Origin of the sequence: Gluconobacter sp. Dm-73, assembly GCF_018256215.1 — a bacterium.
GTDB lineage: Bacteria > Pseudomonadota > Alphaproteobacteria > Acetobacterales > Acetobacteraceae > Gluconobacter > Gluconobacter cadivus.
In genome coordinates this window covers 141,537-164,738 of sequence record NZ_JAERLW010000004.1, presented here as the reverse complement: position 1 = coordinate 164,738, position 23,202 = coordinate 141,537, and the positions used below count along the sequence as shown (strand labels likewise).

Below are 23,202 nucleotides of genomic sequence, written 5' to 3'. Positions count from 1 at the left end.
CGGGAATAAAAATCGTTTCGTATTCGTTTCTTTTTGGGTGATCCCAACACTACATCAGGGCGCTCACTCTCCGACTCTCTCTCCGCTTTTGAGAGCATCGCGCACCCGCAGCCGGGTCATGAGCGCACTGGGAAAGCGCAACCCACTCTGACCAGTCTCATCCACAAAAGACTCCATGTCACCATTCACAACAGCTTTGGTCACGTCTTCTTCAAGAGTGCGCTCGAAAGTCTGGAAATTGACCAAGGCGTAAAAATGCCACCAGCTTTCAATGACATCCACCTTCAGGATCTCATCCCGGACCTTCCCGTCCCCCACACCGCGCGGCAGCGGTCCGCTTTTCAGCGCCCCCGCCAGATCCGCCAGCCCATGCTCTTCAAGCCACGCCATGCAACTTTCTTCCGTCAGGGTATCGCGCCCCTCTTCCTGACAGGACCAGTCCAGAAGCGCAGAACGCAAACGATCCAGATCCGACGGGAGAGAAAGCCCCGCATAAGCCTGTTCCACTTCCGGAAGGATATCGGGATGCAGCAGCAGCATCGTCGTCATGATGTTGAGCCGCTCCACATTGCCCGACTCCACATCGCGCATCGCACCAGGGGCCTGCGTGGACAGCTTCAGACTCTCTCCGGCTTTACGCTGGAAAGTTTTCTTCCGCCTGAAACGCTCGAAGAACATGTCCAGCAGGGTACTGCGATATTCCGAAGACAGCGCCCGATCCGGGATCAGCTTCGACAGCGTCACCAGCTTTTCCCGAAGTGCCGCCCGCTGGTCCGGCCCTGGATCGACCAGCCCCGCCGTCAGAAGCCCGAACAGTTCCTCCGCCATGGACGTCGCGCCTGCCAGCGCCTCCTTCATGGCCCGAGGTCCACGACTGCGGATCAGGCTATCCGGATCGTCCTTCGCATCCAGTCGGCAGAAACGGATCGTGCGTTCCGGCGAAAGCAGCGGCAGCGAGACCTCACACACCCGCAGCGCCGCCCGGGCGCCCGCCGCATCGCCATCCAGACACAGAATGGGCGAGGGTGACATGCGCCACAGCAGTTCAAGCTGCTCCTCGCCCATCGCCGTGCCCAGAGGCGCGACTGCCCCGCCAAAACCGCCCTGATCGAGGGCAATCACGTCCATATACCCCTCGACCACTACGAGATCCGCCCCGCGATGCACGCCCTCCCGCGCCAGATCGAGATTGAACAGCGTCCGCCGCTTGGAGAACAGCGCCGTCTCTGGACCGTTAAGATATTTGGGCTGCCCGTCTCCCAGCGTCCGCGCACCAAAGGACATCATCCGTCCGCGCCGGTCCCGGATCGGGAACGTCACACGGTTGAAGAACAGTTCCCCCTTCGGCGCCCCCTGCTCATCGACCCGCATCACACCCGCACGGATCAGCATCTCAACGTTCACACCATGCGGTCGCAGTTCATCCAGCAGCTGCCGTCCGTCTCCCGACCACCCCAGACCAAACCGCTCAATCGTCTGATCGGTAAGGCCCCGTCCACGCAGATAGGCCAGCCCCTCCCGCCCTTCCGGACGATACAGACGCCGCCGATAGCTCTCCTGCACAAGATTCAGCACATCCCCAAGAGACTGTGCTTCCCGCGCACGCGCCTCGGTCCGCGGGTCCGCTTTCGGAACCTCAAGCCCGGCCTCAGAGGCAAGCTGTTCGACGGCTTCAGGGAAGCTGCGCCCTTCGCTCTGCATCACATAAGAAATCGCATCTCCATGCACACCGCAGCCGAAGCAATGAAAATGATCGTCATAAATATAGAAGGACGGCGTTTTTTCGCCGTGAAACGGGCAGCAGGTTTTCCAGTTCCGCCCGGACCTCACCAGCTTGTTGCGCCGCCCGATCAGCGACGGAAGCGGCGTCCGGTTCCGTAATTCATCCAGAAAGGCCGGATCAATTGCCATGGGCAGAAAGAGCCTTTCATGAGCGTTGGAGAAAAGTTTCCCGAGCGCATACAGCGCCAGCGCTCCTGTTTAAAGGAAACTTTCCACCGAAATCCATATCCGTCACATCGCACCGCCCGTTGTTCAGGATACAAGGTTAAGGCATGCTTAAGGTCATCTCTCTGCTGCCGGGTGCTCCAGCAGCTTTGAAAAACAGGAAGCGTTCATGAAAAAGTACCTGATGCTTGCAACTGCAACGGGCCTGCTGGCAACGTCACTCACAACAGCGCAGGCCGAACCGGGCGGATGCCTCAAATATGGTGCCGCCGGTGCCGTCGGCGGCCATGTCGCCAATCATCATGGTGTTCTGGGCGCCATGGGCGGCTGCGTGACCGGCATGTATGTGCGTCACCGTTACCGTAAGGAAGCCCGGGCCAAGGCCGCTCTGTACGATCAGGAACATCCGGGTGCCAAGGGCTCTTACGAACAGAAAGCCACGGCCTATGACGTGGAACATTCCACCAGTCCCGGCCAGATGCATAGCAGCGCACCTGCAAACTCTGCACCAGCCGCACCGGCTCCGGCACAGCCCGAGTAAAACATCCTGCACCGGCCTTTCGTTAAAGAAAGGCCAGCCTGCTTTGGTTTCAGATCGGAACCGGCACACCATCCTTGTGATCCTGTGCCTCGACATACATCCGCATGACCGACGGATACCGCGTCCGTGTTATCCGCTCCAGCGCTGACACGCCCTGCTCGACCTGACCTGCCGTCAGCGTATCCTCCCAGTCCAGCGACAGTAGCACGATGATGCTCCCCGGCCCCCGCGTTTCGGTCACGACCTCATTCACCCCGACCACGCCCGGCAGCAGCATTGCCTCCTTGCGCACATCGGCGTCAATTTCCGGATTGCTCTCCCCGACCAACAGAGAACGCGTCTCGTTCGTCAGCAGCACCGCCACGATCACCAGAACCACCCCGATCAGCAGCGACGCAACACCATCCAGCACATGCCACCCCGTCACAACGGACAGCACGGTAAAGACCAGCGCGATCATAAGACTGACCAGCGCCGCCCCGTCCTCAAACAACACGACAAACAGCCCCGGATCGGTACTGCGCCGGATCATGGTCCACAGCGATCCCTTACCCGCTGGCATGGATTTCATGGCCGCCAGAAAACCATAGCCCTCCATGCTTCCCGAAATCCCGAGAATGGCCACATTCAGCCACCAGCCGGGCAGAACATGCCCCAGAACATGAACAGGCTCCATCGCCGTCGGGTGCCAGACCTTTTCCCAGCCTTCATGCAGGGACGCGACGCCACCCCCGACAAACAGCGCGCCTGCCACAACCAGCGTCCAGAAATAAAGCTCCCGGTGATGCCCCAGAGGATGCTCTTTCGTCGCCGGAGCCGCCGCCCGCTTCATCCCCACCAGCAGCAGGATCTGGTTGCCGCAGTCGACAAACGAATGAACCGTCTCCGCCAACATAGCCGCCGAACCGGTCAGCAGCGCAGCGGCCCCCTTCACGCAGGCAATTCCGAAATTGACCCCCAGGGCAATGAAAACGACCTTCGTTGAACCACCTGCGGACATTCTGGCCTCATTCGTAAAATCCGGACATCAGACTGATGACCGCGACGCACCGCTGTCAAACGTCCGTCCCAACAAAAAAGCCGCCCCCGAAGGAGCGGCTTTCTGCATTATAGGCTTTTGAACGATCGATCAGGCCGAAAGATGCGCCTTCACCAACGCACTGGCCTTTGCCGGGTCCAGATCTGCGCCGAAGCGCTCTTTCAGAGCCGCCATGACCTTGCCCATGTCCTTCATGCCAGCCGCTTCGGTCTTCTGCACCGCTTCGGCAATCCCGGCCTTCAGCGCGGACTCATCAAGTTCGGGCGGCAGGTAGGACTTGATCGTGGCGATCTCGCCCTCTTCCTTTTCCGCCAGTTCCGGACGGCCACCCTCGCGATACATCGTGGCAGATTCCGTGCGGGACTTGATCATGGAACGCAGGGCGGAAATGATGTCCGTATCCGTCACCTCGGCGCTTTTAGCACGGGCAGCGACATCCAGATCCTTGATCTTGGCCGTGATCCCGCGGATCTGCGCCACCGTCTCGGACTGACCGGCCTTCATCGCCGTCTTGAGGTCATCCATGATCTGCTTGCGAAGCGACATCGCCGTTCTCCTTCATCGGACAGCCCGCAGGAAACTCCCTTGGCGAACTGTCCCTCATTCCTTGAATCGCGGCAAAATCGCACAAAAGCCGGATTGCAACAATCCGACAGCCTCCCAACGCACGAAACGAGCCATTCGGAAAAAACTTCCCACCCCCTCCCGGCATGCACAACACACAGTGGGAAAAAACTTCCCATTCCGTTTCCGATCCCGTATTCAGAGCCTCCAGAGTACATCCGGCAGCCAGCAACGGGGCGACCATGGACATCGACAGAATCATTGAAAAAGCCGGAGGCGCGGACGAAATCGCCGCTCTCGCCGGCGTAGGGCTGGAGGCCGTGCGCAAATGGCGCCAGTCCCGCATGGTCCCCACCAAACACTGGCCAGCCCTGCTGCGCGTGCCGGGAATCGCCCTTCAGGATCTGACAGCGGATCTCACCGCACCTCAAACCCCACAAGAACAAGCCCCGCAAGAACAAGAAAGAGAGACGGACGTGTCCAATCCCTGCCCTCCCGGCGCCAACGCCGCCCTTGTCCTTGCAGACGGGACAGTCCTGTGGGGTCGCGGCTTCGGCGCCCATACGGAAGGCGCCGTCGGTGAACTGTGCTTCTCCACCGGCATGACCGGCTATCAGGAGACCCTGACAGACCCGTCCTTCGCCGGACAGATCGTGACCTTCACCTTCCCGCATATCGGCAATGTCGGCACGAACGCCGACGACAACGAGGCCCCGAAAATGGCCGCCCTCGGTGCCGTCGTGAAGGAAGACATCACGGCCCCCGCAAGCTGGCGCTCCAACGAGCCCCTCGCCGCATGGCTGAAGCAGCACAACCGTGCGGGCATCAGCGGCGTCGATACCCGCGCCATCACCCGCACCCTGCGCGACAAAGGCCCACAGACCGCCATCCTCGCCTTCCCCGAAAATGGCCGCATCGACACGGACAGCCTGCTGAACCGCGCCCGCCAGTGGCCCGGCCTCGAAGGCATGGACCTCGCCAAAGAGGTGACCCAGCCCAAGCGCGTCTGGACACAGGGCGTGTGGGAAACCACCCGCCCGGCCCGGACCGAAAACCGCCGCCGCGTGGTCGCCATGGATTACGGCGCCAAGGACAACATCCTGCGCTGCCTCGTAACCGCCGGATGTGACGTCACCGTCCTGCCCGCCACGGCCACGGCAGAAGAGATTCTGGAACTGAAGCCCGAAGGCGTCTTCCTCTCCAACGGCCCCGGCGATCCGGCCGCGACTGGCACCTATGCCGTCCCCGCCATCCGCACGGTGCTGGACGCGAACGTCCCCGTCTTCGGCATCTGCCTCGGCCACCAGCTTCTCGCACAGGCGCTGGGCGGCAAGACCTACAAGCTGGAGCGCGGCCATCGCGGCGCCAACCAGCCGGTCAAAGACGTCGAGACCGGCCGTGTGGAAATCACCAGCCAGAATCATGGCTTCGCAGTGGACGAAAAGTCCCTGCCCGCCGACGTAAAGGTGACGCATGTGAGCCTGTTCGATGGCTCCAACGAAGGCATCGCCTCCACCACGAAGGATGCTTTCTCCGTCCAGTACCACCCCGAGGCGAGCCCCGGCCCGTCTGACAGTTTCTATCTTTTCGAGCGTTTCGTCGCGGTCATGGACCGTCGCGCTAAAGCAGGAGCCTGAGCCATGCCAAAACGGACAGACATTTCGTCCATCCTGATCATCGGCGCTGGCCCGATCGTCATCGGACAGGCCTGCGAATTCGACTATTCCGGCGCACAGGCCTGCAAGGCCCTGCGTGAGGAAGGCTATCGGGTCATCCTGATCAACTCGAACCCTGCCACCATCATGACCGACCCCGGTCTGGCGGATGCGACCTATATCGAGCCGATCACCCCCGAATTCGTCGAGCGCATCATCCTCAAGGAAAAGCCCGACGCCGTCCTGCCGACGATGGGCGGCCAGACAGCCCTGAACGCCGCCATGGCGCTCGACAAGTCCGGCTTCCTCAAAAAGCACAATGTGGAGCTGATCGGCGCGGACGCGGAAGTCATTGACCGCGCGGAAGATCGCCAGAAATTCCGTGAAGCCATGGACGAGATCGGGATCGAAAGCCCCCGCAGCACCATCGCCCATACGCTCGAAGAAGCCCGCGCGGCCCTGGCCGATGTCGGCCTGCCCGCCATCATCCGCCCGTCCTTCACCATGGGCGGCGCTGGCGGCGGCATCGCCTATAACCGCGAGGAATTCGACCAGATCGTCGCAGGCGGCCTCGATGCTTCCCCCACGACCGAAGTCCTGATCGAAGAATCCGTCCTCGGCTGGAAAGAATACGAGATGGAAGTGGTCCGCGACACCGCGGATAACTGCATCATCATCTGCTCCATCGAAAACATCGACCCGATGGGCGTCCATACCGGTGACTCCATCACCGTCGCCCCCGCGCTCACGCTGACCGACAAGGAATACCAGCGCATGCGGGACGCCTCGATCGCGTGCCTGCGCAAGATCGGCGTCGAGACCGGCGGTTCCAACGTGCAGTTCGGCGTCAACCCCGCCGATGGCCGTCTGGTCGTCATCGAGATGAACCCGCGCGTGTCGCGTTCCTCCGCACTCGCCTCAAAGGCCACCGGCTTCCCGATCGCCAAGATCGCCGCCAAGCTGGCCGTCGGCTACACGCTGGACGAACTCAAGAACGACATCACCAAAACAACCCCGGCCTCCTTCGAGCCGACGATCGACTATGTCGTCGCCAAGATCCCTCGCTTCACCTTCGAGAAATTCCCCGGCTCCCCGGCGCTCCTCTCGACGTCCATGAAGTCGGTCGGTGAAGCCATGTCGGTTGGCCGGTCCTTCGCCGAAGCCATCCAGAAGGGTCTGCGCTCGATGGAAACGGGCCTCACCGGCCTCGATCCGGTCGAAGCTCCCGGCGACGGTTCGCACAACGCCTATCTCGCCGCTCTGGCCGAGCCGCGTCCCGAGCGCATCCTGATGGCCGCACAGGCCCTGCGCGCCGGACTGTCGGTCGAACAGGTCAACGCAGCCTGCAAGTTCGAGCCGTGGTTCCTGCGTCAACTTGAAGACATCGTGACCTCCGAGCGCGAGATCGAAAAGAACGGCCTGCCCACGGACGCCTACAACCTGCGCCGTCTCAAGGCCCAGGGCTTCTCCGACGTCCAGCTCGCCCGCCTCTCCGGCCAGAGCGTCACGGATGTCGCAGAACTGCGCGAGAAACTGGCTGTCACGCCGGTCTATCGCCGCATCGACACCTGCGCCGCCGAGTTCGCCTCCGACACACCCTATCTGTACTCGACCTATGAAGGTGGGTTCGGTACGCCGGAATGCGAAAGCCGCCCGACGAACCGCGACAAGATCATCATTCTCGGTGGCGGCCCGAACCGTATCGGTCAGGGCATCGAGTTCGATTATTGCTGCGTCCATGCCGCCTACGCCCTGCGCGAAGCCGGTTTCGAGACGGTCATGGTCAACTGTAACCCTGAAACGGTCTCAACCGACTACGACACCTCGGACCGCCTGTATTTTGAGCCTCTGACCGCCGAGGACGTGATCGCCCTGATCCGCACCGAAGCCAAGGGCGGCAAGGTGCTGGGCTGCATCGTGCAGTATGGCGGCCAGACGCCGCTCAAGCTGTCCCGCGCCCTTGAAGACGCTGGCATCCCGCTGCTCGGCACGCCCGCAGACGCGATCGACCGCGCCGAAGACCGCGAACGCTTCCAGACCATGCTGCGCAAGCTCGGCCTGCGCCAGCCCCGCAACGGTATCGCCCGTAGCCCGGCGGAAGCTGAGGCCATCGCGGAAGAGGTCGGCTATCCGGTCGTCGCCCGCCCGTCCTACGTCCTTGGCGGTCGCGCGATGGAAATCGTCTATGACAAACCGGGCCTCAAGCGCTACCTCAACGAAGTCCTGCGCGCCGCAGGTCCGGAAGTCTCGACCGGCCCGGTCCTGCTCGACCACTATCTCAACGACGCCATCGAAGCGGACGTGGACTGCATCTGCGACGGCGAGAACGTCTATGTCGCAGGCGTCATGGAACATATCGAAGAAGCCGGCATCCATTCCGGTGACTCCGCCTGCTCCCTGCCGCCCTACACGCTCTCCCCGGCACTGGTGACGGAACTGCGCTCGCAGACCGAAGCCATGGCCCGCGAACTAGGCATCCGCGGCCTAATGAACGTCCAGTACGCCATCAAGGATCAGGAAGTCTTCGTTCTCGAAGTAAACCCGCGCGCCTCGCGGACCGTACCCTTCGTTGCCAAGGCAACGGGCGTTCCGGTTGCGAAGATCGGCGCGCGCGTCATGGCGGGTGCGAAACTCACCGAGTTCAAGCTCGATGGCGGTGCGGTCTCGCCGCATGTCGCCGTCAAGGAAGCGGTGTTCCCGTTCCACCGTTTCGCCAATGCCGACACGATCCTCGGCCCGGAAATGCGGTCCACGGGTGAGGTCATGGGGTTGGATTCCAGCTTCGAGCGCGCCTTTGCAAAGTCCCAGCTTGCCGCTGGCGTGACGCTGCCGCTTGCAGGCACTGTGTTCCTGTCCGTCCGTGACAGCGACAAGGCGCATGTCCAGCCTCTCGCCCGCAAACTGGTCGCCATGGGCTTCACCATCCTCGCCACCAGCGGCACGGCATCCCGTCTGGAAGACGCGGACATTCCCGTAAAGCGCGTGAACAAGGTGATGCAGGGCCGTCCGAACTGCGTGGATTCCATCCGCTCGGGTGACGTGCAGATGGTCATCAACACCTCACAGGGCGGTCAGGCCGCGCAGGACAGCTACGAGATCCGTCGCAGCGCCCTGACGATGGGGATCCCGCACTACACCACGATCGCAGGTGCCCGTGCGGCGACCTATGCCATTGCAGTCCTGAAGGAAGACGATCTGGGCGTGGCCCCGCTCCAGTCCTACTTCAAGGGCGCATTCTGAACCTTTCCTGACCCTGAAAAACCCCGCCGGAGCACTCTGGCGGGGTTTTTCGTTTCTAGTCGCCTGAATATCGAAGAAGATCGCCCGGTTGACAGTCGAGAACCCGGCATAAAGCCTCAAGGGTCGAAAACCGGATCGCCTTTGCTTTGCCTGTTTTGAGAATTGAAAGATTGGCCAGCGTCAGCCCCACTTTCTCCGACAGTTCCGTCAAAGACATCCCCCGCGCCTTCAGCAACTCATCCAGACTGACCTGCACCGGCATCAGATGACCTCATCCATTTCGGACTGAAGCTGAACACCCATCTCGAAAAGTAAGGCGATGAGATAAAGCAGCCCCAGACATAGTGCGGAATCAGCAATATCCGAAAGAAGCTCAATCCAGGAAAATGAACCGTATGCGGCAGGATCTAGGAAACTTGAAAACACTCCTGCGAAAAAGACAATTCCAGAAAAACAAAAGATTTTTCTGAAAATAATCCAAACAATATCGGAATTATTTCGAGAAAAAATTTTCCCCGAGAGAGCATTGTCAACAATCGAGATTGAATTCCCCAAGATGCTCTTCAAAATATAAAAAATAATAACTCCCACGATCAGGCCAGCCATCTCATTGCCATCGTGAGCCAGAGAGTAGGACTGTCTGTTCCAAAACACATACAGTACCGGCATGAGAACAAGAGAGCCCACCAACAGGAGCAGTTCGCACCAAAACAAAACCGCTGAAGTAGCGAATAGAAAACGCAGAACCTGACGAACGCGATGAAGGGCATCAACTGTTTTCATCATGACTTCTCCTTATCGAAAAACGATAAGCACATACACTCATGATCCAACAAGATTTTTATCGCTTTTCGATAAATAAAAATACGCCATCTTGCAAAAAACTCGCCGAAATCCTATATTGTCAGGCTGTTTATCAAGTTTCAGTCACGCTTTTTCGAGGATTTCAGAGTGCAGAAGATCCCCATGACCGCGAAGGGACAACAGCGTCTCGAAGACGAACTGCGGACCCTCAAGAGCGTCGACCGCCCGGCCGTCATCCGCGCTATCGCAGAAGCCCGCGAACATGGGGACCTGTCCGAAAACGCCGAATACCACGCCGCCCGTGACCGTCAGTCCTTCATCGAAGGTCGTGTTCTGGAGTTGGAAAGCATCATTTCCAACGCAGAAGTTATCGATCCTTCGACCCTGACCGGAACGCGTGTCCGCTTTGGCGCACACATCGAACTGGTTGACGAAGAAACCGATAAGGAAGCCCTGTACCAGATCGTCGGCGTCCATGAGGCCGACATCAAACAGGGCCTGATCTCGATTTCCTCACCGCTGGCCAAGGCGCTGATCGGCAAGGATGTCGGTGATACCGTGTCGGTCCCCGCTCCCGGCGGAGACCGGACTTATGAAATCCTCAAGGTCGCATATCGCTAATGTCTGACGTCCTGACGTCCACCGCCCCTGTTGTGACCATTGCGGATATCGAAAGCGCCCATGAGCGCATCGCATCCACGGTGGTCCGCACGCCGACGATTTCCTGTCCTGCCCTGTCCAAACTGACAGGCGCGGAGATTACGCTCAAGCTCGAGAACCTTCAGGCGATCGGCTCCTTCAAGGAGCGCGGAGCGGCCAACAAAATGGCCCTCCTGACGCCGGAAGAGCGGTCCCGTGGCGTGATTACCGTCTCGGCAGGCAATCACGCTCAGGGTGTGGCCCGTCAGGCCAGTCTTCTCGGTATTGATGCCACCATCGTCATGCCGCGCTTCACGCCCGCCACCAAGGTCGCGGCAACACAGGCCTGGGGCGCGAATGTGGTGCTCGCAGGTGACGATTTCGCGCAGGCCAGCGAAACAGCCGCCGAGCTTCAGAAACAGGACGGGCGCGTTCTCGTTCACCCGTTCAATGATCCGGCCGTCATCGCCGGTCAAGGCACGGCCGCGCTCGAGCTTCTGCAGGATGCCCCTGATATCGACACGGTCGTCGTACCGGTCGGTGGCGGTGGACTGATCGGTGGGTTTGCCACCGTCATGGCAGCCTTGCGCCCGGACGTTGAGGTGATCGGCGTACAGGTCGAGGCCTATGCCTCACTGTCCAGCTATCCCAAGGAAGACGGCCCGACACTGGGCGGATCGACCATTGCGGAAGGCATCGCCGTTACCAGACTTGGCGATCACTGCCTGAGCGCGTTTCGTAACCGGATTTCCAAAGTTCTCGTTGTCAGCGAGCTTCAGGTCGAGAGCGCCGTCACGACACTGGCCGAAAAAGCCAAGCAGGTCTGCGAAGGCGCAGGCGCGACGGGCCTTGCCGCCGTTCTTGCCTATCCTGAACTGTTCAAAGGACGCCACGTCGCCCTGCCGCTTTCAGGCGGCAACATCAACGCGCGCATTCTCGCCAACACGATCCTGCGCTCCCTGCTCCGGGATGGACGGATCCTGCGGCTGATCTTCCAGATCCCCGATCGTCCGGGCACACTGGCGGACATCTCCACCCGTATCGGCAATTACGGCGGCAACATCATCGAGGTTTCCCATCACCGCCTGTTTGCCTCTCCGTCCGTTCAGACGGCGGAACTGCTGGTGATGGTGGAAGCCCGTGATACCGAACATGCCCACCAGATCGAAACCGATCTGGCGCGGCATTACATCGTCCGGCGGGATTGATCCTCAGACCCCGTCCACGATCACGACATTATACGGCCCGGCCTTCCAGCGATGCTCCGCAGCCTTCTGGTAGGCCGGGCTTTCGTACCAGGCGCGGGCCGAGGCAGCATCCGGGAACTCGATAATCACCACACCATCAGGCTCGGTGCCTTCGAGTTTTTCCTGCTTGCCGTAGGCCGCAAGGATTTTGGCCGGAAACCCTTTGAAGGTTTCAGCCACGACTTCCGAATATTTCTTGAATTCAGCCGGATCGGCCAGTTTTTCACGAACGAACAGGGCATAGGCAGGCATGAAAAGCTCTCCTCAGGATGAGCCTCCATACCCGCCACAAAACGCCTGACATTTCAGCACACAAGAGCGTGTGCCTCTGTTTCAGCGCGTCCCGAACAGACGGTCGCCCGCATCTCCAAGGCCCGGAACGATATAGCCATGCTCATCCAGATGGCTGTCGATCGAACAGGTCACGATCTGCACGTCAGGGTGCAGCTCCGCCATATGGGCAATGCCTTCCGGAACAGCGAGCAGGCAGGCAAAGATCGGGTTCGTTGCCCCGGCAGCCTTCACACGGGTCAGCGCAGCCGCAGCAGAGTGCCCAGTCGCGAGCATCGGGTCGAGCACGATGCAGGTCCTGCCCGGAACGTCGCTCGGCATGTTGAAATAGTATTCGCTGACCTCAAGTGTCTCATGATCCCGGCGCAGACCGATATGCCCCACGCGCGCGGATGGAACCAGATCCAGCATCCCGTCCAGAAGACCATTGCCAGCCCGCAAGATGGAAACGAAACACAGCTTCTTGCCGTCCAGTTCCTCGCCTTCCATCGGCCCGCTCGGCGCTTCGATATGACGCGGCGCCAGCGAGAGGTTCCGCGTGGCTTCGTAGGCCAGCAGGAGGCTGAGTTCGCGCGTCAGCCGACGAAAACCGGCCGTGGATGTGTTGTGGTCACGCAGACGGGTCAGCTTGTGGCGCACCAGCGGATGGTCGAGGACGATAGGCGGCAGCGCCTTGCTCATGCTTTTTCTCCTTCGGCCGGGCGAAAATCAAGCGCCAGACCATTCATACAATAACGCAGCCCCGTGGGCGGCGGCCCATCGGGAAAGACATGCCCCAGATGACCCTTGCAGTTCGCACAGTGAACTTCTGTGCGGACCATGCCATAGCGGCTGTCCTGCGTGGTTTCGACGCCTTCAGCCAGAGGCTGGAAAAATGACGGCCAGCCGCTGCCGCTGTCATATTTAGCCTCCGAGGAGAACAGCGGGCGTCCACAGGCTGCACAGGCATAGGTTCCCGCGCGCTTTTCATCATTGAGCGGGCTGGAACCGGGGCGTTCCGTGCCATGCTCGTGCAGGATGCGCCGCTGCTCCGGTGTCAGGCCGACGCCGCAACCACTGCCGTTCTGCCCGGTCGGGCCGCAACTCTGGGTCATGCTGGTTCTCCGGAAACTCTAAGGGACGTCTTCTTGGAATGGATCTTTGGGGATGTATGAAAGCGCGGCCGTATTTTGTCACGCATCTTAAACTGTCAGAACGCAACTCGGCACGCTGAAACCCGTTAATATCTGCACAACATCAAGACGGAAGGATCCGGTCATGAGTTCCATCGAAGACAAGATCAAAGGCGTTGCCAATCAGGTGACGGGCAAGATCAAGGAAGAAGTCGGCCACGTGACCAACGATGAGAAGCTTGAGGCTGAGGGCATTGCCCAGAACCTCAAGGGAAAGGTCCAGAAGGGCGTCGGTGACGCCAAGGATACTGTCAAAAGCGGTATCGACAAACTCTGAACCCCGCCTCCGATCACAATGCATCGCCCGCCTTCATGGCGGGCGTTCGCATTTGCGGGGAATGGTGGCATGATGGACGGAAGTTCACTCCTTCCTTCCCTTCAGGAGACTGTCATGTCTGCATCCTCAACGCCCCGCCCCGTCATGCTGGTCATTCTCGACGGCTTCGGCTGGCGTGAAGATGAGTCCGACAATGCAGTCCGCCTCGCCAATACCCCGACATTCGACACGCTCTGGGCCACCAGTCCACATGCGTTTCTAAAAACGTCCGGCGAGGATGTCGGCCTTCCGGACGGGCAGATGGGTAATTCTGAAGTCGGCCATCTGAATATCGGCGCAGGCCGTGTCGTCATGCAGGAACTGCCCCGCATTTCCCGCAGCGCCCGGGATGGCTCTCTAGCCCAGAACCCCGTCCTTCTGGATCATATCGCGGCGCTGAAAGCCTCGGGCGGAACCTGCCATATCATGGGTCTGATCTCACTCGGTGGTGTCCATGCCCATCAGGATCATGTCGTGGCACTGGCTAAAATCGTCAGCGCAGCAGGCGTTCCCGTCGCTGTTCACATCTTCAGCGATGGCCGTGATACCGCGCCGCGTTCTGGTGAGGAGTTCATCGGTAAATTCCTGACAGACCTGCCAGACACCGTAAAAGTTGCCACACTCAGCGGCCGCTATTACGCCATGGACCGCGATCGCCGCTGGGAGCGTGTTGACCTGGCCGTCGCGGCCATCCGCGATGCGAAGGGGCCTCACGCTCCGGATGCGCTCTCCGCTCTTCGGGCCAGTTACGACAACGACAAAGGTGATGAATTCGTACTTCCCACCGTTCTGGGCGATTACGCTGGCATGAAGGACGGAGACGGCATCCTCTCCTGTAACTTCCGTGCGGACCGCATCCGCCAGCTTCTGGACGTTCTGGTTCTTCCGGATTTTGCGGACTACGACAGCGGACGAAAGATAAAGTTCGCGTCCGTCTGCGGCATGTCCCGCTACTCCGACCATCTGGCCCCTTACATGAGCGTCCTGTTCTCCAAGGTGCCGCTCGACGATCTGCTGGGAGATGTGGTGGCCAAAGCAGGCAAAACACAACTCCGCATGGCAGAGACGGAGAAATATCCGCACGTCACCTATTTCCTCAACGGTGGCCGTGAAGTCCAGTTCGAGGGTGAGGAGCGCATTCTGGTCCCGTCACCCAAGGTCGCGACCTATGACCTTCAGCCCGAAATGTCGGCACCCGAACTGACGGACAAAGCCGTTGCCGCCATCGAGAGCGGCCAGTTCGACATGATCGTCCTGAATTTCGCCAATCCGGATATGGTCGGCCACACAGGCTCCCTGCCCGCCGCCATCAAGGCCTGCGAAACGGTCGATCAGGGGCTGGGCCGTATCAATGACGCCATTGTCAAAGCAGGCGGGGCCCTGCTCGTAACAGCAGATCACGGCAACTGCGAAACCATGCGGGACCCCGTAACGGGCGGTGCCCATACGTCCCACACCCTGAATGTCGTGCCCGTCATTCTGGCCCATGCAGACGGCAAAACCATTCATGACGGCCGTCTGGCGGATCTCGCCCCGACCATGTTGGCTCTCATGAATATCAGGCAGCCTGACGCGATGACGGGTGTCTCCCTGCTTGAAAGCCCCTGATCCACGACACATCCTGCCGCTTGCCCTGCTCCTGTCGCCCCACTGGGCGACAGCGCATCATGCGGCACACCACCATCCTGCCAAATCAACGGCAACAGCGCCGAGCGCGGGGCAGAAAGCCCTCGCCCGCGCGCAGGCCGCACGTCGCGCGCTGGAACAACAACAGGCCGCAGAAGCCGCAACCCTGCGCGCCAAACAGATCGCATCGGCGCAGGCCGAGGCAAAAGCCAGGCAGGACACAGCCCGGACGCTCGCCTACACCGCCCAGACCCATACGGCCCAGTCCGCCATGGACAGCACCCAGAGCCGCATCCAGACTCTCCAGGCCAACATCTCAGAACTGAAAAACAAACGGACAGCCATTCAGGCCGACATCTGGCAACAGAATGCCGCCCTGCAACCCCTGCTCCCCATCGCAGCGCGCCTGTCCATCGCACCTGACGCCGCCTTGCTGGCATCTCCGGAAACAGCATCTGAAAGCGTCACTGCCCTGTCCATTCTCGGTGGCTTTTCCCAGCTCACCCGACAGCGCGCCCAGACCCTTCAGTCCCGCGAAGACGAACTCCATGCCATCAGCAGCGATCTGGAACAGCACCAGAAAGAGCTTTCGGACCTGCTGACGCAACAGACGCATGAACGCAACACCGCCGCCGCCCGGACCCGGATTGCAGCGCATCAGGAAGCCGTCGCAGATCAGGGCGCGCAAAAAGCCCGCAAAGCCGTTGCCGACGCCATGCAGGCCGCAGCGGATCTGTCTGCAGAAATCACCAACCTGGTGCAACAGGAAGCACAGGCCCGCGCCGAGCTTGAAAAAGAAGCTGCTGCCCTTGCCCGCCAGCACGAATTCGAGCGCGCCCGCCATGCGCGCTCGCAGGCCCAGTCAATCTCATCCGCCGGACAGGGCGTTTCCAGCACCGGCGGCCACGCCCCGGTTCCGGGTCATGTTGCGATCCGCTGGAGGCAGGCAACAGAAGCCGGTCCGGCCACCGGCATCACCTATGCCGCCCTCTCTTCCGCCCCCGTACAGGCTCCCTGTACGGGCCGAGTCGAATTTGCCGGTCCTTTCCGCTCTTTCGGGCAAATGCTGATCCTCGATTGCGGGCGCAACTATCGTTTCGTGCTGTCAGGACTGGGCCAACTCACTGTTTCGAGTGGCCAAAGCATCAGGAAAGCTGCCACACTCGGCCAGATGCCTGCGGCGGAAGGGATGCTGTTCGTCCAGCTCCGCCACGGCGCACAGGTGGTCAGCCCGGCGCCTTTCCTTTGAGCCGGTTTGCCGAGCGCGTCTGACCTTGTAGGATCGTATCTTAGTAATTTGGCAACCTGAACCGGCCTAGTCTCCCTGCGGAGCACCGTCGGCCAGCAGGTTCCTTCGTGCCCGAGGATGGAGATCACATGAAGTTTCGCAGTGGCCTGTTGCTGGGCACCGCCTTTCTGGCCGGACTGGCTGTCGGACCGGGCGCCCTGCGTCTTGCTGGCTCCAGCGACTTTCCGGGCGCAGCCTTCGCCCGTGAGATTTCTCATGACAACAGCGCGGAAACCGTCCGCCTGCTGACGCTGCTGGGGACCGTCATGGACGTGGTGAAGGCGGAATATGTCCACCCCGTGTCCGACAAAGACCTCATCAACAACGCGTTGGATGGCATGGTCGGCAATCTCGACCCCCATTCCTCCTACATGACCGCAGCCCAGTTCCACGACATGCAGACCGAGATTTCGGGCAAGTTTGGCGGTCTGGGCCTGCAGGTTCAGGGCGAATCCGGTCATGTCCGCGTCGTCTCCCCGATCGACGGCACCCCTGCCGCACGCGCTGGCATCCAGCCGGGCGATTTCATCACGATGGTCGACCACAAAAGCATTGATGACCTGACGCTCGATCAGGCCGTCCGCAAGATGCGCGGCGATCCAGGTACCAAAATTAGCCTGACAATCGTGCGCCCCAAAACCGGCAAGACCCTGACCTTCGACATGACGCGTGAAATCGTCCATGTCCAGATCGTAAAGTCGGCGCTTTATGGCAGCACGGGCTATATCCGTCTGACCGAATTCGATGACGATCTCGAAGGCGCCATGCATGCCGCGTTCGACAAACTCAAGGCAGAAGCGGCCAAGACCCCCGGCGGCAAGCTGACTGGGATTATCCTCGACCTGCGTTCCAATCCGGGCGGCAAGCTCGATCAGGCCATCGCGGTCGCGGACGATTTCATCAAGGACGGAGAAATCGTCTCCATTCGCGGTCGTCATGCGGAAAACAACCAGCGCTGGGATGCGAAAGGCACGGACATCACAAATGGCCTGCCGATCGTCGTTCTGACGAATGGCGGTTCGGCCTCGGCTAGTGAAATCGTGGCTGGCGCGTTGAAGGACCATCACCGCGCCATTATCCTCGGCGAAAAGACTTTCGGTAAGGGTTCGGTCCAGACCCTGATCCCGATCGGAGATCAGGGTGCAGTCCGCCTGACAACAGCCCGCTACTACACGCCATCCGGCCGTTCCATTCAGGGCCTTGGCATCACCCCCGATATCCCCGTCTCCGAAACAAAGGACGACGATTCTTACGGATATCGTGAAGCGGATCTATCCCATATTCTGACGAATATCGGCGGCAACCGGACAACCGAAACGCCACGCACAGATATTCCGCCGATTGCGAAATCCATTCCCAAAATGCCGGATGCCAACTGGCCCGCATTTGACGCGACGAAGCCCGCGACAGATTTCCAGCTTCAGCAAGCCATCAAGGTCGTCAACGCGATGGCAGGCATTTCAAATCCTGCTCCTGCGACAGCACCGGCAACCGAGGTCAAAGCTGCCGCTCCTGCTGCCCCCAAACCGCCTGAAGCACATCACTAACTAAGGACATCCCGGATCGTGCAGAACCGTTCCGCCTCCAGCCGCGCAGGGCTCTGGCAACGACTTCCCGTTATCGGACGCCTTCTGATCGCGTTCTGGGCCATCCTTCTTGCAGGAGGAGCCGGAGCGGCGGCGTTTCTGTTCCATCAACAGAAACCTGTCGTTTTGGCAAAAATTACTCCTCCGGCACGACCGGAAGCTCCGCCTGTACAGAACGCCTCCTCAATCGTCTCCACACCGGTGCCGCAAGAGGCAGTCCGTTCTGTCAGTCCATCTGAGGTGCAGCAACCTGCAACGCCGATTGCGGCACCGACAGTCATTCCCGCCAAAGCCGTTCCTCCCACACCGGCAGCACCCTCAACCGCCGTGATGCAGCAGGCCCTTCCGCCGGTGCCGTCGCCTGGCGCCGCCAGTCCAGCAGCCGTCGTCAGACCGCCTTCACCCGCAGTTCCAGCGGACAAAACCGCCATTGCAATCGTGCTTCAGGGTTTTGGTTATTCCGACGCGCTGACCTACGACGTTCTTTCGCGCATTCCAGCCCCGGTTGCGGTCGGGATTTCGCCTTATGTGAGCAATATCGGCGACATTATTGCGCGAGCCCATGCCAGCCATCGTGAAGTCTATGTCACGCTTCCGATGCAGAGCGCACACCCCGAACGCGTCGATGAAGGCCCACACGCACTGGGATATGGCAATTCCGCCGCCGATGACCAGCGAGAACTGGAATGGTGCCTGTCCCGTGCCACAGGCGCAGACGGGCTGACGGACGCCTCTGAAAACGGAGACGACCAACCGGGCGGCGGTTATGCGACCTCGCCGGATTTCGCTCCGATTGCCAGTTTCATCAGCAGTAAAGGGCTTCTTTATCTGGCTGGCTCTGCACAGGATGGTCGCCGTACACGCGGCATGACTGCGACGGCCTGGATTGATGGCGATACGGATGCGGCCACTCTGGACAGCCGCCTTGCCGCGCTACTGCCCCAGGACGGAAAGCCCACAAAAATTCTGCTTATGGTCGGTCCTGTCACCCCCGTCATGATCGACCGTCTTGCCAACTGGCTCAAAGGCCCGGCGCTAGGCAGCTTTGTTTTGGTGCCACCGTCCAGTTTCGTCGATAGCGGTATCGGAAACGATCAGGCCGCTAATCTGCTGTCTTCCAGCCCGGTTGCCCCTTTATGAGCGATTGCATGACCCTGCCCTATCGTCCGAATGTCGGAATTGCTCTCTTTAATCGGGAGGGCAAGCTGTTCATCGCCTGCCGGACGGATCTCCCGGGACGCGTCTGGCAGTGCCCACAAGGTGGGATCGATGAGGGCGAGACGCCCGAAACAGCCGCCATACGAGAGATGGGCGAAGAAATCGGTACAAGCAACGCCCGCATTCTTGCCGAGCGCGCGGGATGGCTGTCCTATGACCTGCCATCTGCCCTGATCGGCAAGGCTCTGGGTGGCCGGTTCCGGGGGCAGACCCAGAAGTGGTTCGTGATGGGATATGAAGGACAGGATTCCGATATTCGGCTGGACCTTCATGAGCCAGCAGAATTCGACTGCTGGGAATGGGTTGAGCCGAACGACGTTCTGGAACGCGATCTGGGCTTCAAGAAAGACCTGTATGTCGCATTAATCCCAGAACTGGCGGCCCTGTTTCAGGCCGCCGCCAAAGACTGGGTTCGTACCAGCCGCGCATAAAGACCGTCCTGTCTGAGAAGTTCCGCATGTGTCCCCGCTTCGGCGACAGCACCATGATCCATAACGACGATGAGATCCGCCGCCTGAACCGTTGAAAGCCGGTGCGCCACGATCACGGTCGTGCGGCCCGAACGCAGATTGGCCAAGGCTTTCTGAACCCGCGCTTCACTTTCGGAATCCAGCGCGCTCGTCGCCTCATCAAGCAGAAGCACCCGCGGGTTGCGAAGCAGAGCGCGGGCCAGTGCCACACGCTGACGCTGGCCGCCCGACAGTCGACGTCCGCCCGGCCCCACCCGCGTTTCCAGTCCTGCTGGCAGATTATCGAGAAAATCGACTGCCGCCATGGCGCATGCCTTTTCAACCTCATCCCGCGACGCTGACGGTCGCCCGATCCAGATATTCTCGATCAGGGACATGTCAAACAGGGTTGTGTCCTGACTGACATAGGCGATGGCATCACGAAGGGATGAGAGCGTCAGATCGCGCAGATCCACGCCTTCCAGTTGAATACTCCCTTCACTCACATCATGCAGACGCGGGATCAGGGACAGAGCCGTGGATTTTCCGGCCCCGCTAGGCCCGACAAGCGCCACGGTTTTTCCGGGCTGCACATCAAACGTCAGACCCCTTAACGCGACCCGACCGTCTTCGTAACGGTAGCCAGCCTGCTCAAACACCAGATGTCCCTTACCAGCTGGCAAAGGTTTTGCACCGGCCCGCTCCATCACGGCAGGAGGTTCATCAATCACCGCGAAAACACGCGACAGTCCTGCCAAACCTTCCTGAAGAGCGGTGTTGAGCGAGCCCAGCGCCCGAATAGGCCGAGACGCAGTCAGAAGAGCTGCAATAAACGCAGTAAAATCTCCGAGCGTCGCACCGCCCTGAGCAGCCCGCCAGCCCGCGAACCCCAGCACGGCAGCCACGGCTGCACCACCCAAAACCTCAAGAACCGGATCGACACGGGCACGGCCTTTGGCAATACGCAGAAATGCGGAATGCAGCAGATCGAGGGAGTGATCGACCCGCGTGCTTTCCCGGTCTTCCATGCGGTAGATACGGATCTGCCGGGCCAGAGCGAAACTTTCGTTCAGCAGGGCCGACGTTTCGCCAATCTGCTCCTGCATACCGCCCGAGGCGCGGCGTACCTTTTTGCCCAACTTCTGGATGGGGACAGCCGCCACCGGATACAGTACGAGCGCGATCAGGCTCAGTTCCCAGTCCGTCACAATCATGGAAATCACCAGCCCCACCACCGTCACGGCGTCTCCGAGCGCGTTGACCACGCGGATCATGGCCTCGCGGATCGAAATGGCGTCGGTCGTGAAGCGGGCGGCCCATTTGGCAGGCGCGTCCTTTTCAATCGTCGAGACATCTGCCTGGAGCGAATGAGCAAACATGCGGGACTGCAATCCCCGGATCACCGCCAGAACCAGCCCCTGCACGGCAATCGTCTGCCCATACTGAGACGCGGCCTTGAGTCCGGTCACAAGCACGACAAGAGCCGGGACCTGATACAGGATCCGGGAATCATGCGCCGCAAACATGTCCACGGCCCGCTTGATGACGGCGGGATAAAGCGCGGTCAGCGCGGCCATCAGAACGGTCAGAACAACGACGGAAATGATCCGTCCCACATGCTGGCGCATTTCCTCGCGCCAGATGCGTTTCATCAGGACGCGGCTGTCCGTATCAAGGGCTGTGGTTTTCGTCATGTCCGGGGGTGTAGCAAACCTTGCGAAAAGGACGAAACCGCGATCTCACGGATATCCGGCAAGATAGGCCAGACACTGCGCCCGATCTGGCAGACATCCCTGCGCCATCCACCAGTCCCGGCCTTTTTTCAGCCACTGCCCCATTCCCGGCCCCGGCAGGATCCCCTGAGCAAGAGCATCCTTGCCCGATAACGGGAACTGCGGCTGTGGCAGCGCCTGCAATCTGGAGCGAAACCGATCCCAGGTGCTGTCAGGTCCGCCCACGAGACGGGCCTGTTGTAGCCAGCTCCGCTCCACAAGCGGATCCAGCTCCTGCTCCGCGCGTAGCCGTCTCAGGTCATCGTCAGACATGCTCAGAGACAAAACCGGTCTGTCTGAAGCCCAAACTTCAATTCTTGCCGCATCTGCGTTGGAAAGTTTCAGTCGTCCAGACAACTCCCGGCTGCTTTTATGGCAAAGGGCGAATAACCTGAGCAAAGGATTTTCCGGAGCACCGCAGTTCAGCAAACGATTCAAATCCACCGGGTCCGGGTTCGGCAGGATCACCGGCAAGAGGCCGACCGCTGCCATTGCTGCGATTGTTTCCGCAAGGCGCGGACCCGACAGTATTCTCAAAAGTTCAGACGCGACCCTTTCGGCAGAAAGCGTCCCAATCAGTCCGAGTTGCTCTGACACGGCTTTACAGGCAGCGCGGTCAGGATTGCCGTTTCCATAACGCGCGTCGAACCGAAAGAAACGCAGTGCTCTCAAGGCGTCTTCTGCAATCCGGCGCGATGCGTCCCCCACGAAACGGACCTGACGATTCTTCAGATCCTCTTGTCCTCCGAAATAGTCATGGAGACGATCATGACGATCCAGCGACATGGCATTGATCGTGAAATCGCGCCGGGCCGCATCTTCCGTCCAGTCCTGCGTCCAGACCACAACTGCGTGACGTCCATCCGTTTCTTCGTCACGACGCAGGGTCGTGATCTCATACGGAACACCATCCAGCACCGCTGTTACCGTTCCATGGGACAAGCCGGTCGCGATCACCCGGATTCCCACATCTTTCAGCCGATGCTGAACGTCCTCGGGAGGCTCTGGAGTCGCAAGGTCCAGATCATGGACAGGAACGTCTGCGAGCAAATCACGAACGGAACCGCCAACAAGACGGGCCTCAGGCAGGACACTCCAGATCCGGTCCAGACCTTTCCGATCCGGCAGCCGCTCCAGCAGACCAGAGCTCTGTGTCATGCAGGCCGCGAAAGCGGGAAAAAGCAGTCCTGACTCCAGACACCGAGACAGGGCTTTCCTTTTACATGACCGGGAACGGCGAGAGCCGCGAGTTCATAATGAACCGCGCGCGTCACCCGTGCCTGGATTGGCAAGGCGCCTTCGCCATCCCGCACATGGATGTAAGGCACCCCCGCACACTCTTCCGAAGGCCGGTCCCAGTCACAGGACAACGGATGTTCGGGGCCGATGCAGATCAGTTCGTCCATATTGGTGCGGAAACAGAGATTCTGCTGGCGACCGCAAGTTCCGCGAAAATCCAGTTCGACCGCCACGAACGGGGCGTCCTCGACCTGAATGATCCCCTGTTCCATCGGCGTTTTCAGCCAGTAGATGCCTTCAGGATCGCGGGTCAGCATGGACGAGAACATGCACAGCATGGCTTTGCGCTTTACCGCAGAGCCACGATACAGCCACGTCCCGTCGCGCTGGATCAGAAAGGGCAGCTTTCGAGGGGCCGTGGACGAGCAGTCGGGAAAGGAGGACGGTGCCACCAGCGGATCTGGAGCCGCGAAGACGTCAGGCCGGGCCGCCTGCCGGAACTGATGATCGCTCAATTTTCCCTCCAACTGCATAAAAACTCTCTTCTCACACCAACTTGGGTGCAATCG

At 60.3% G+C, this 23,202-nt stretch carries 22 protein-coding genes; 11 read left to right on the top strand and 11 right to left on the bottom strand.

Annotated elements, in window-relative coordinates:
• Positions 1 to 63: 63 nt before the first annotated feature.
• Positions 64 to 1,911: a DNA primase gene (gene dnaG, locus JK176_RS06040; RefSeq protein ID WP_211587001.1), complete on the bottom strand. Its 1,848-nt coding sequence runs from the start codon at positions 1,909 to 1,911 to the stop codon at positions 64 to 66.
• 205 nt (positions 1,912 to 2,116) lie between these two features.
• Between dnaG and JK176_RS06035 the strand changes: the two genes are divergently transcribed.
• Positions 2,117 to 2,488: a hypothetical protein gene (locus tag JK176_RS06035; protein WP_211586999.1), complete on the top strand. Its 372-nt coding sequence runs from the start codon at positions 2,117 to 2,119 to the stop codon at positions 2,486 to 2,488.
• Between the two features lie 49 nt (positions 2,489 to 2,537).
• Here the strand turns inward: JK176_RS06035 and JK176_RS06030 are convergent, their stop codons facing one another.
• Positions 2,538 to 3,488, bottom strand: coding sequence for a cation diffusion facilitator family transporter (locus JK176_RS06030; RefSeq protein WP_211586997.1), 951 nt, complete (start codon positions 3,486 to 3,488; stop codon positions 2,538 to 2,540).
• A gap of 129 nt (positions 3,489 to 3,617) precedes the next feature.
• On the bottom strand, positions 3,618 to 4,073 hold the full coding sequence (locus tag JK176_RS06025; protein ID WP_062033210.1) for a GatB/YqeY domain-containing protein: 456 nt from the start codon (positions 4,071 to 4,073) through the stop codon (positions 3,618 to 3,620).
• Positions 4,074 to 4,333: 260 nt separating this feature from the next.
• Here JK176_RS06025 and carA point away from each other — a divergent pair, with 260 nt between their 5' ends.
• Together carA and carB are read left to right on the top strand one after the other, a co-directional pair.
• Complete coding sequence (gene carA, locus JK176_RS06020; protein WP_211586995.1) at positions 4,334 to 5,728, top strand: glutamine-hydrolyzing carbamoyl-phosphate synthase small subunit; 1,395 nt, start codon at positions 4,334 to 4,336, stop codon at positions 5,726 to 5,728.
• Positions 5,729 to 5,731: 3 nt separating this feature from the next.
• Positions 5,732 to 8,986, top strand: coding sequence for a carbamoyl-phosphate synthase large subunit (gene carB, locus JK176_RS06015; protein ID WP_211586994.1), 3,255 nt, complete (start codon positions 5,732 to 5,734; stop codon positions 8,984 to 8,986).
• A 55-nt stretch (positions 8,987 to 9,041) separates the two neighbouring features.
• Here the strand turns inward: carB and JK176_RS06010 are convergent, their stop codons facing one another.
• Positions 9,042 to 9,248, bottom strand: a complete 207-nt coding sequence (locus JK176_RS06010; protein ID WP_211586991.1) for a helix-turn-helix transcriptional regulator — start codon at positions 9,246 to 9,248, stop codon at positions 9,042 to 9,044.
• Complete coding sequence (locus JK176_RS06005) at positions 9,248 to 9,772, bottom strand: hypothetical protein (RefSeq protein ID WP_211586989.1); 525 nt, start codon at positions 9,770 to 9,772, stop codon at positions 9,248 to 9,250. The genes JK176_RS06010 and JK176_RS06005 overlap by 1 nt, the downstream gene beginning before the upstream one ends.
• A gap of 165 nt (positions 9,773 to 9,937) precedes the next feature.
• On the opposite strand from JK176_RS06005, the gene greA reads away from it, so the two are divergent.
• Both greA and JK176_RS05995 read left to right on the top strand, forming a co-directional pair.
• Positions 9,938 to 10,411, top strand: coding sequence for a transcription elongation factor GreA (gene greA / locus JK176_RS06000; RefSeq protein WP_099286880.1), 474 nt, complete (start codon positions 9,938 to 9,940; stop codon positions 10,409 to 10,411).
• Positions 10,411 to 11,637 (top strand): threonine ammonia-lyase, encoded by a 1,227-nt coding sequence (locus JK176_RS05995; RefSeq protein WP_211586987.1) that lies wholly within the window; start codon positions 10,411 to 10,413, stop codon positions 11,635 to 11,637. The genes greA and JK176_RS05995 overlap by 1 nt, the downstream gene beginning before the upstream one ends.
• 3 nt (positions 11,638 to 11,640) lie before the next feature.
• Here JK176_RS05995 and JK176_RS05990 read toward each other — a convergent pair whose 3' ends face one another.
• The 3 genes from JK176_RS05990 to msrB form a co-directional block, all read right to left on the bottom strand.
• The gene (locus tag JK176_RS05990) at positions 11,641 to 11,928 is read right to left on the bottom strand and encodes a DUF1330 domain-containing protein (RefSeq protein WP_211586986.1); all 288 of its coding nucleotides are present in this window, start codon (positions 11,926 to 11,928) and stop codon (positions 11,641 to 11,643) included.
• Between the two features lie 81 nt (positions 11,929 to 12,009).
• A complete protein-coding gene (gene upp / locus JK176_RS05985; protein ID WP_099286883.1) occupies positions 12,010 to 12,648 on the bottom strand; it encodes a uracil phosphoribosyltransferase in 639 nt (212 codons plus the stop codon).
• Complete coding sequence (gene msrB / locus JK176_RS05980; RefSeq protein WP_211586983.1) at positions 12,645 to 13,061, bottom strand: peptide-methionine (R)-S-oxide reductase MsrB; 417 nt, start codon at positions 13,059 to 13,061, stop codon at positions 12,645 to 12,647. Before msrB ends, upp begins: the two co-directional genes overlap by 4 nt.
• Positions 13,062 to 13,224: 163 nt before the next feature.
• Here msrB and JK176_RS05975 point away from each other — a divergent pair, with 163 nt between their 5' ends.
• From JK176_RS05975 to JK176_RS05950, 6 genes are all read left to right on the top strand, one after another.
• The gene (locus JK176_RS05975; RefSeq protein WP_062033238.1) at positions 13,225 to 13,416 is read left to right on the top strand and encodes a CsbD family protein; all 192 of its coding nucleotides are present in this window, start codon (positions 13,225 to 13,227) and stop codon (positions 13,414 to 13,416) included.
• 114 nt (positions 13,417 to 13,530) lie between these two features.
• Positions 13,531 to 15,063 (top strand): 2,3-bisphosphoglycerate-independent phosphoglycerate mutase, encoded by a 1,533-nt coding sequence (gene gpmI, locus JK176_RS05970; protein ID WP_211586981.1) that lies wholly within the window; start codon positions 13,531 to 13,533, stop codon positions 15,061 to 15,063.
• Entirely contained in the window at positions 15,050 to 16,330 is a 1,281-nt protein-coding gene (locus JK176_RS05965) for a murein hydrolase activator EnvC (RefSeq protein ID WP_211586976.1), read from the top strand. The genes gpmI and JK176_RS05965 overlap by 14 nt, the downstream gene beginning before the upstream one ends.
• A gap of 128 nt (positions 16,331 to 16,458) precedes the next feature.
• Positions 16,459 to 17,916, top strand: a complete 1,458-nt coding sequence (locus JK176_RS05960; protein WP_211586972.1) for a S41 family peptidase — start codon at positions 16,459 to 16,461, stop codon at positions 17,914 to 17,916.
• Between the two features lie 18 nt (positions 17,917 to 17,934).
• Positions 17,935 to 19,095, top strand: coding sequence for a divergent polysaccharide deacetylase family protein (locus JK176_RS05955; RefSeq protein ID WP_211586971.1), 1,161 nt, complete (start codon positions 17,935 to 17,937; stop codon positions 19,093 to 19,095).
• Complete coding sequence (locus JK176_RS05950) at positions 19,092 to 19,604, top strand: RNA pyrophosphohydrolase (RefSeq protein WP_211586970.1); 513 nt, start codon at positions 19,092 to 19,094, stop codon at positions 19,602 to 19,604. Before JK176_RS05955 ends, JK176_RS05950 begins: the two co-directional genes overlap by 4 nt.
• Here JK176_RS05950 and JK176_RS05945 read toward each other — a convergent pair.
• Genes JK176_RS05945 through JK176_RS05935 form a run of 3 tightly spaced genes read right to left on the bottom strand, consistent with a single transcriptional unit; the run spans position 19,562 to position 23,088 of the window.
• Positions 19,562 to 21,316 (bottom strand): ABC transporter ATP-binding protein, encoded by a 1,755-nt coding sequence (locus JK176_RS05945; RefSeq protein ID WP_211586968.1) that lies wholly within the window; start codon positions 21,314 to 21,316, stop codon positions 19,562 to 19,564. The genes JK176_RS05950 and JK176_RS05945 overlap by 43 nt on opposite strands.
• 45 nt (positions 21,317 to 21,361) lie before the next feature.
• Positions 21,362 to 22,552, bottom strand: a complete 1,191-nt coding sequence (locus JK176_RS05940) for a CCA tRNA nucleotidyltransferase (protein ID WP_211586966.1) — start codon at positions 22,550 to 22,552, stop codon at positions 21,362 to 21,364.
• The gene (locus JK176_RS05935; RefSeq protein ID WP_249194270.1) at positions 22,549 to 23,088 is read right to left on the bottom strand and encodes a DUF1285 domain-containing protein; all 540 of its coding nucleotides are present in this window, start codon (positions 23,086 to 23,088) and stop codon (positions 22,549 to 22,551) included. The genes JK176_RS05940 and JK176_RS05935 overlap by 4 nt, the downstream gene beginning before the upstream one ends.
• Positions 23,089 to 23,202: the final 114 nt, after the last annotated feature.

Bases quoted from the DNA above. Each gene is read 5' to 3' on its own strand.
- gpmI (WP_211586981.1), top strand. From the start codon at position 13,531: ATGTCTGCATCCTCAACGCCCCGCCCCGTCATGCTGGTCATTCTCGAC.
- JK176_RS05960 (WP_211586972.1), top strand. From the start codon at position 16,459: ATGAAGTTTCGCAGTGGCCTGTTGCTGGGCACCGCCTTTCTGGCCGGA.
- JK176_RS06005 (WP_211586989.1), bottom strand. From the start codon at position 9,772: ATGATGAAAACAGTTGATGCCCTTCATCGCGTTCGTCAGGTTCTGCGT.
- JK176_RS05945 (WP_211586968.1), bottom strand. From the start codon at position 21,316: ATGACGAAAACCACAGCCCTTGATACGGACAGCCGCGTCCTGATGAAA.
- carA (WP_211586995.1), top strand. From the start codon at position 4,334: ATGGACATCGACAGAATCATTGAAAAAGCCGGAGGCGCGGACGAAATC.
- carB (WP_211586994.1), top strand. From the start codon at position 5,732: ATGCCAAAACGGACAGACATTTCGTCCATCCTGATCATCGGCGCTGGC.
- JK176_RS06030 (WP_211586997.1), bottom strand. From the start codon at position 3,488: ATGTCCGCAGGTGGTTCAACGAAGGTCGTTTTCATTGCCCTGGGGGTC.
- JK176_RS06025 (WP_062033210.1), bottom strand. From the start codon at position 4,073: ATGTCGCTTCGCAAGCAGATCATGGATGACCTCAAGACGGCGATGAAG.
- JK176_RS05990 (WP_211586986.1), bottom strand. From the start codon at position 11,928: ATGCCTGCCTATGCCCTGTTCGTTCGTGAAAAACTGGCCGATCCGGCT.
- JK176_RS05940 (WP_211586966.1), bottom strand. From the start codon at position 22,552: ATGACACAGAGCTCTGGTCTGCTGGAGCGGCTGCCGGATCGGAAAGGT.
- msrB (WP_211586983.1), bottom strand. From the start codon at position 13,061: ATGACCCAGAGTTGCGGCCCGACCGGGCAGAACGGCAGTGGTTGCGGC.
- JK176_RS05950 (WP_211586970.1), top strand. From the start codon at position 19,092: ATGAGCGATTGCATGACCCTGCCCTATCGTCCGAATGTCGGAATTGCT.
- JK176_RS05975 (WP_062033238.1), top strand. From the start codon at position 13,225: ATGAGTTCCATCGAAGACAAGATCAAAGGCGTTGCCAATCAGGTGACG.
- JK176_RS06010 (WP_211586991.1), bottom strand. From the start codon at position 9,248: ATGCCGGTGCAGGTCAGTCTGGATGAGTTGCTGAAGGCGCGGGGGATG.
- JK176_RS06035 (WP_211586999.1), top strand. From the start codon at position 2,117: ATGAAAAAGTACCTGATGCTTGCAACTGCAACGGGCCTGCTGGCAACG.
- dnaG (WP_211587001.1), bottom strand. From the start codon at position 1,911: ATGGCAATTGATCCGGCCTTTCTGGATGAATTACGGAACCGGACGCCG.
- JK176_RS05995 (WP_211586987.1), top strand. From the start codon at position 10,411: ATGTCTGACGTCCTGACGTCCACCGCCCCTGTTGTGACCATTGCGGAT.
- upp (WP_099286883.1), bottom strand. From the start codon at position 12,648: ATGAGCAAGGCGCTGCCGCCTATCGTCCTCGACCATCCGCTGGTGCGC.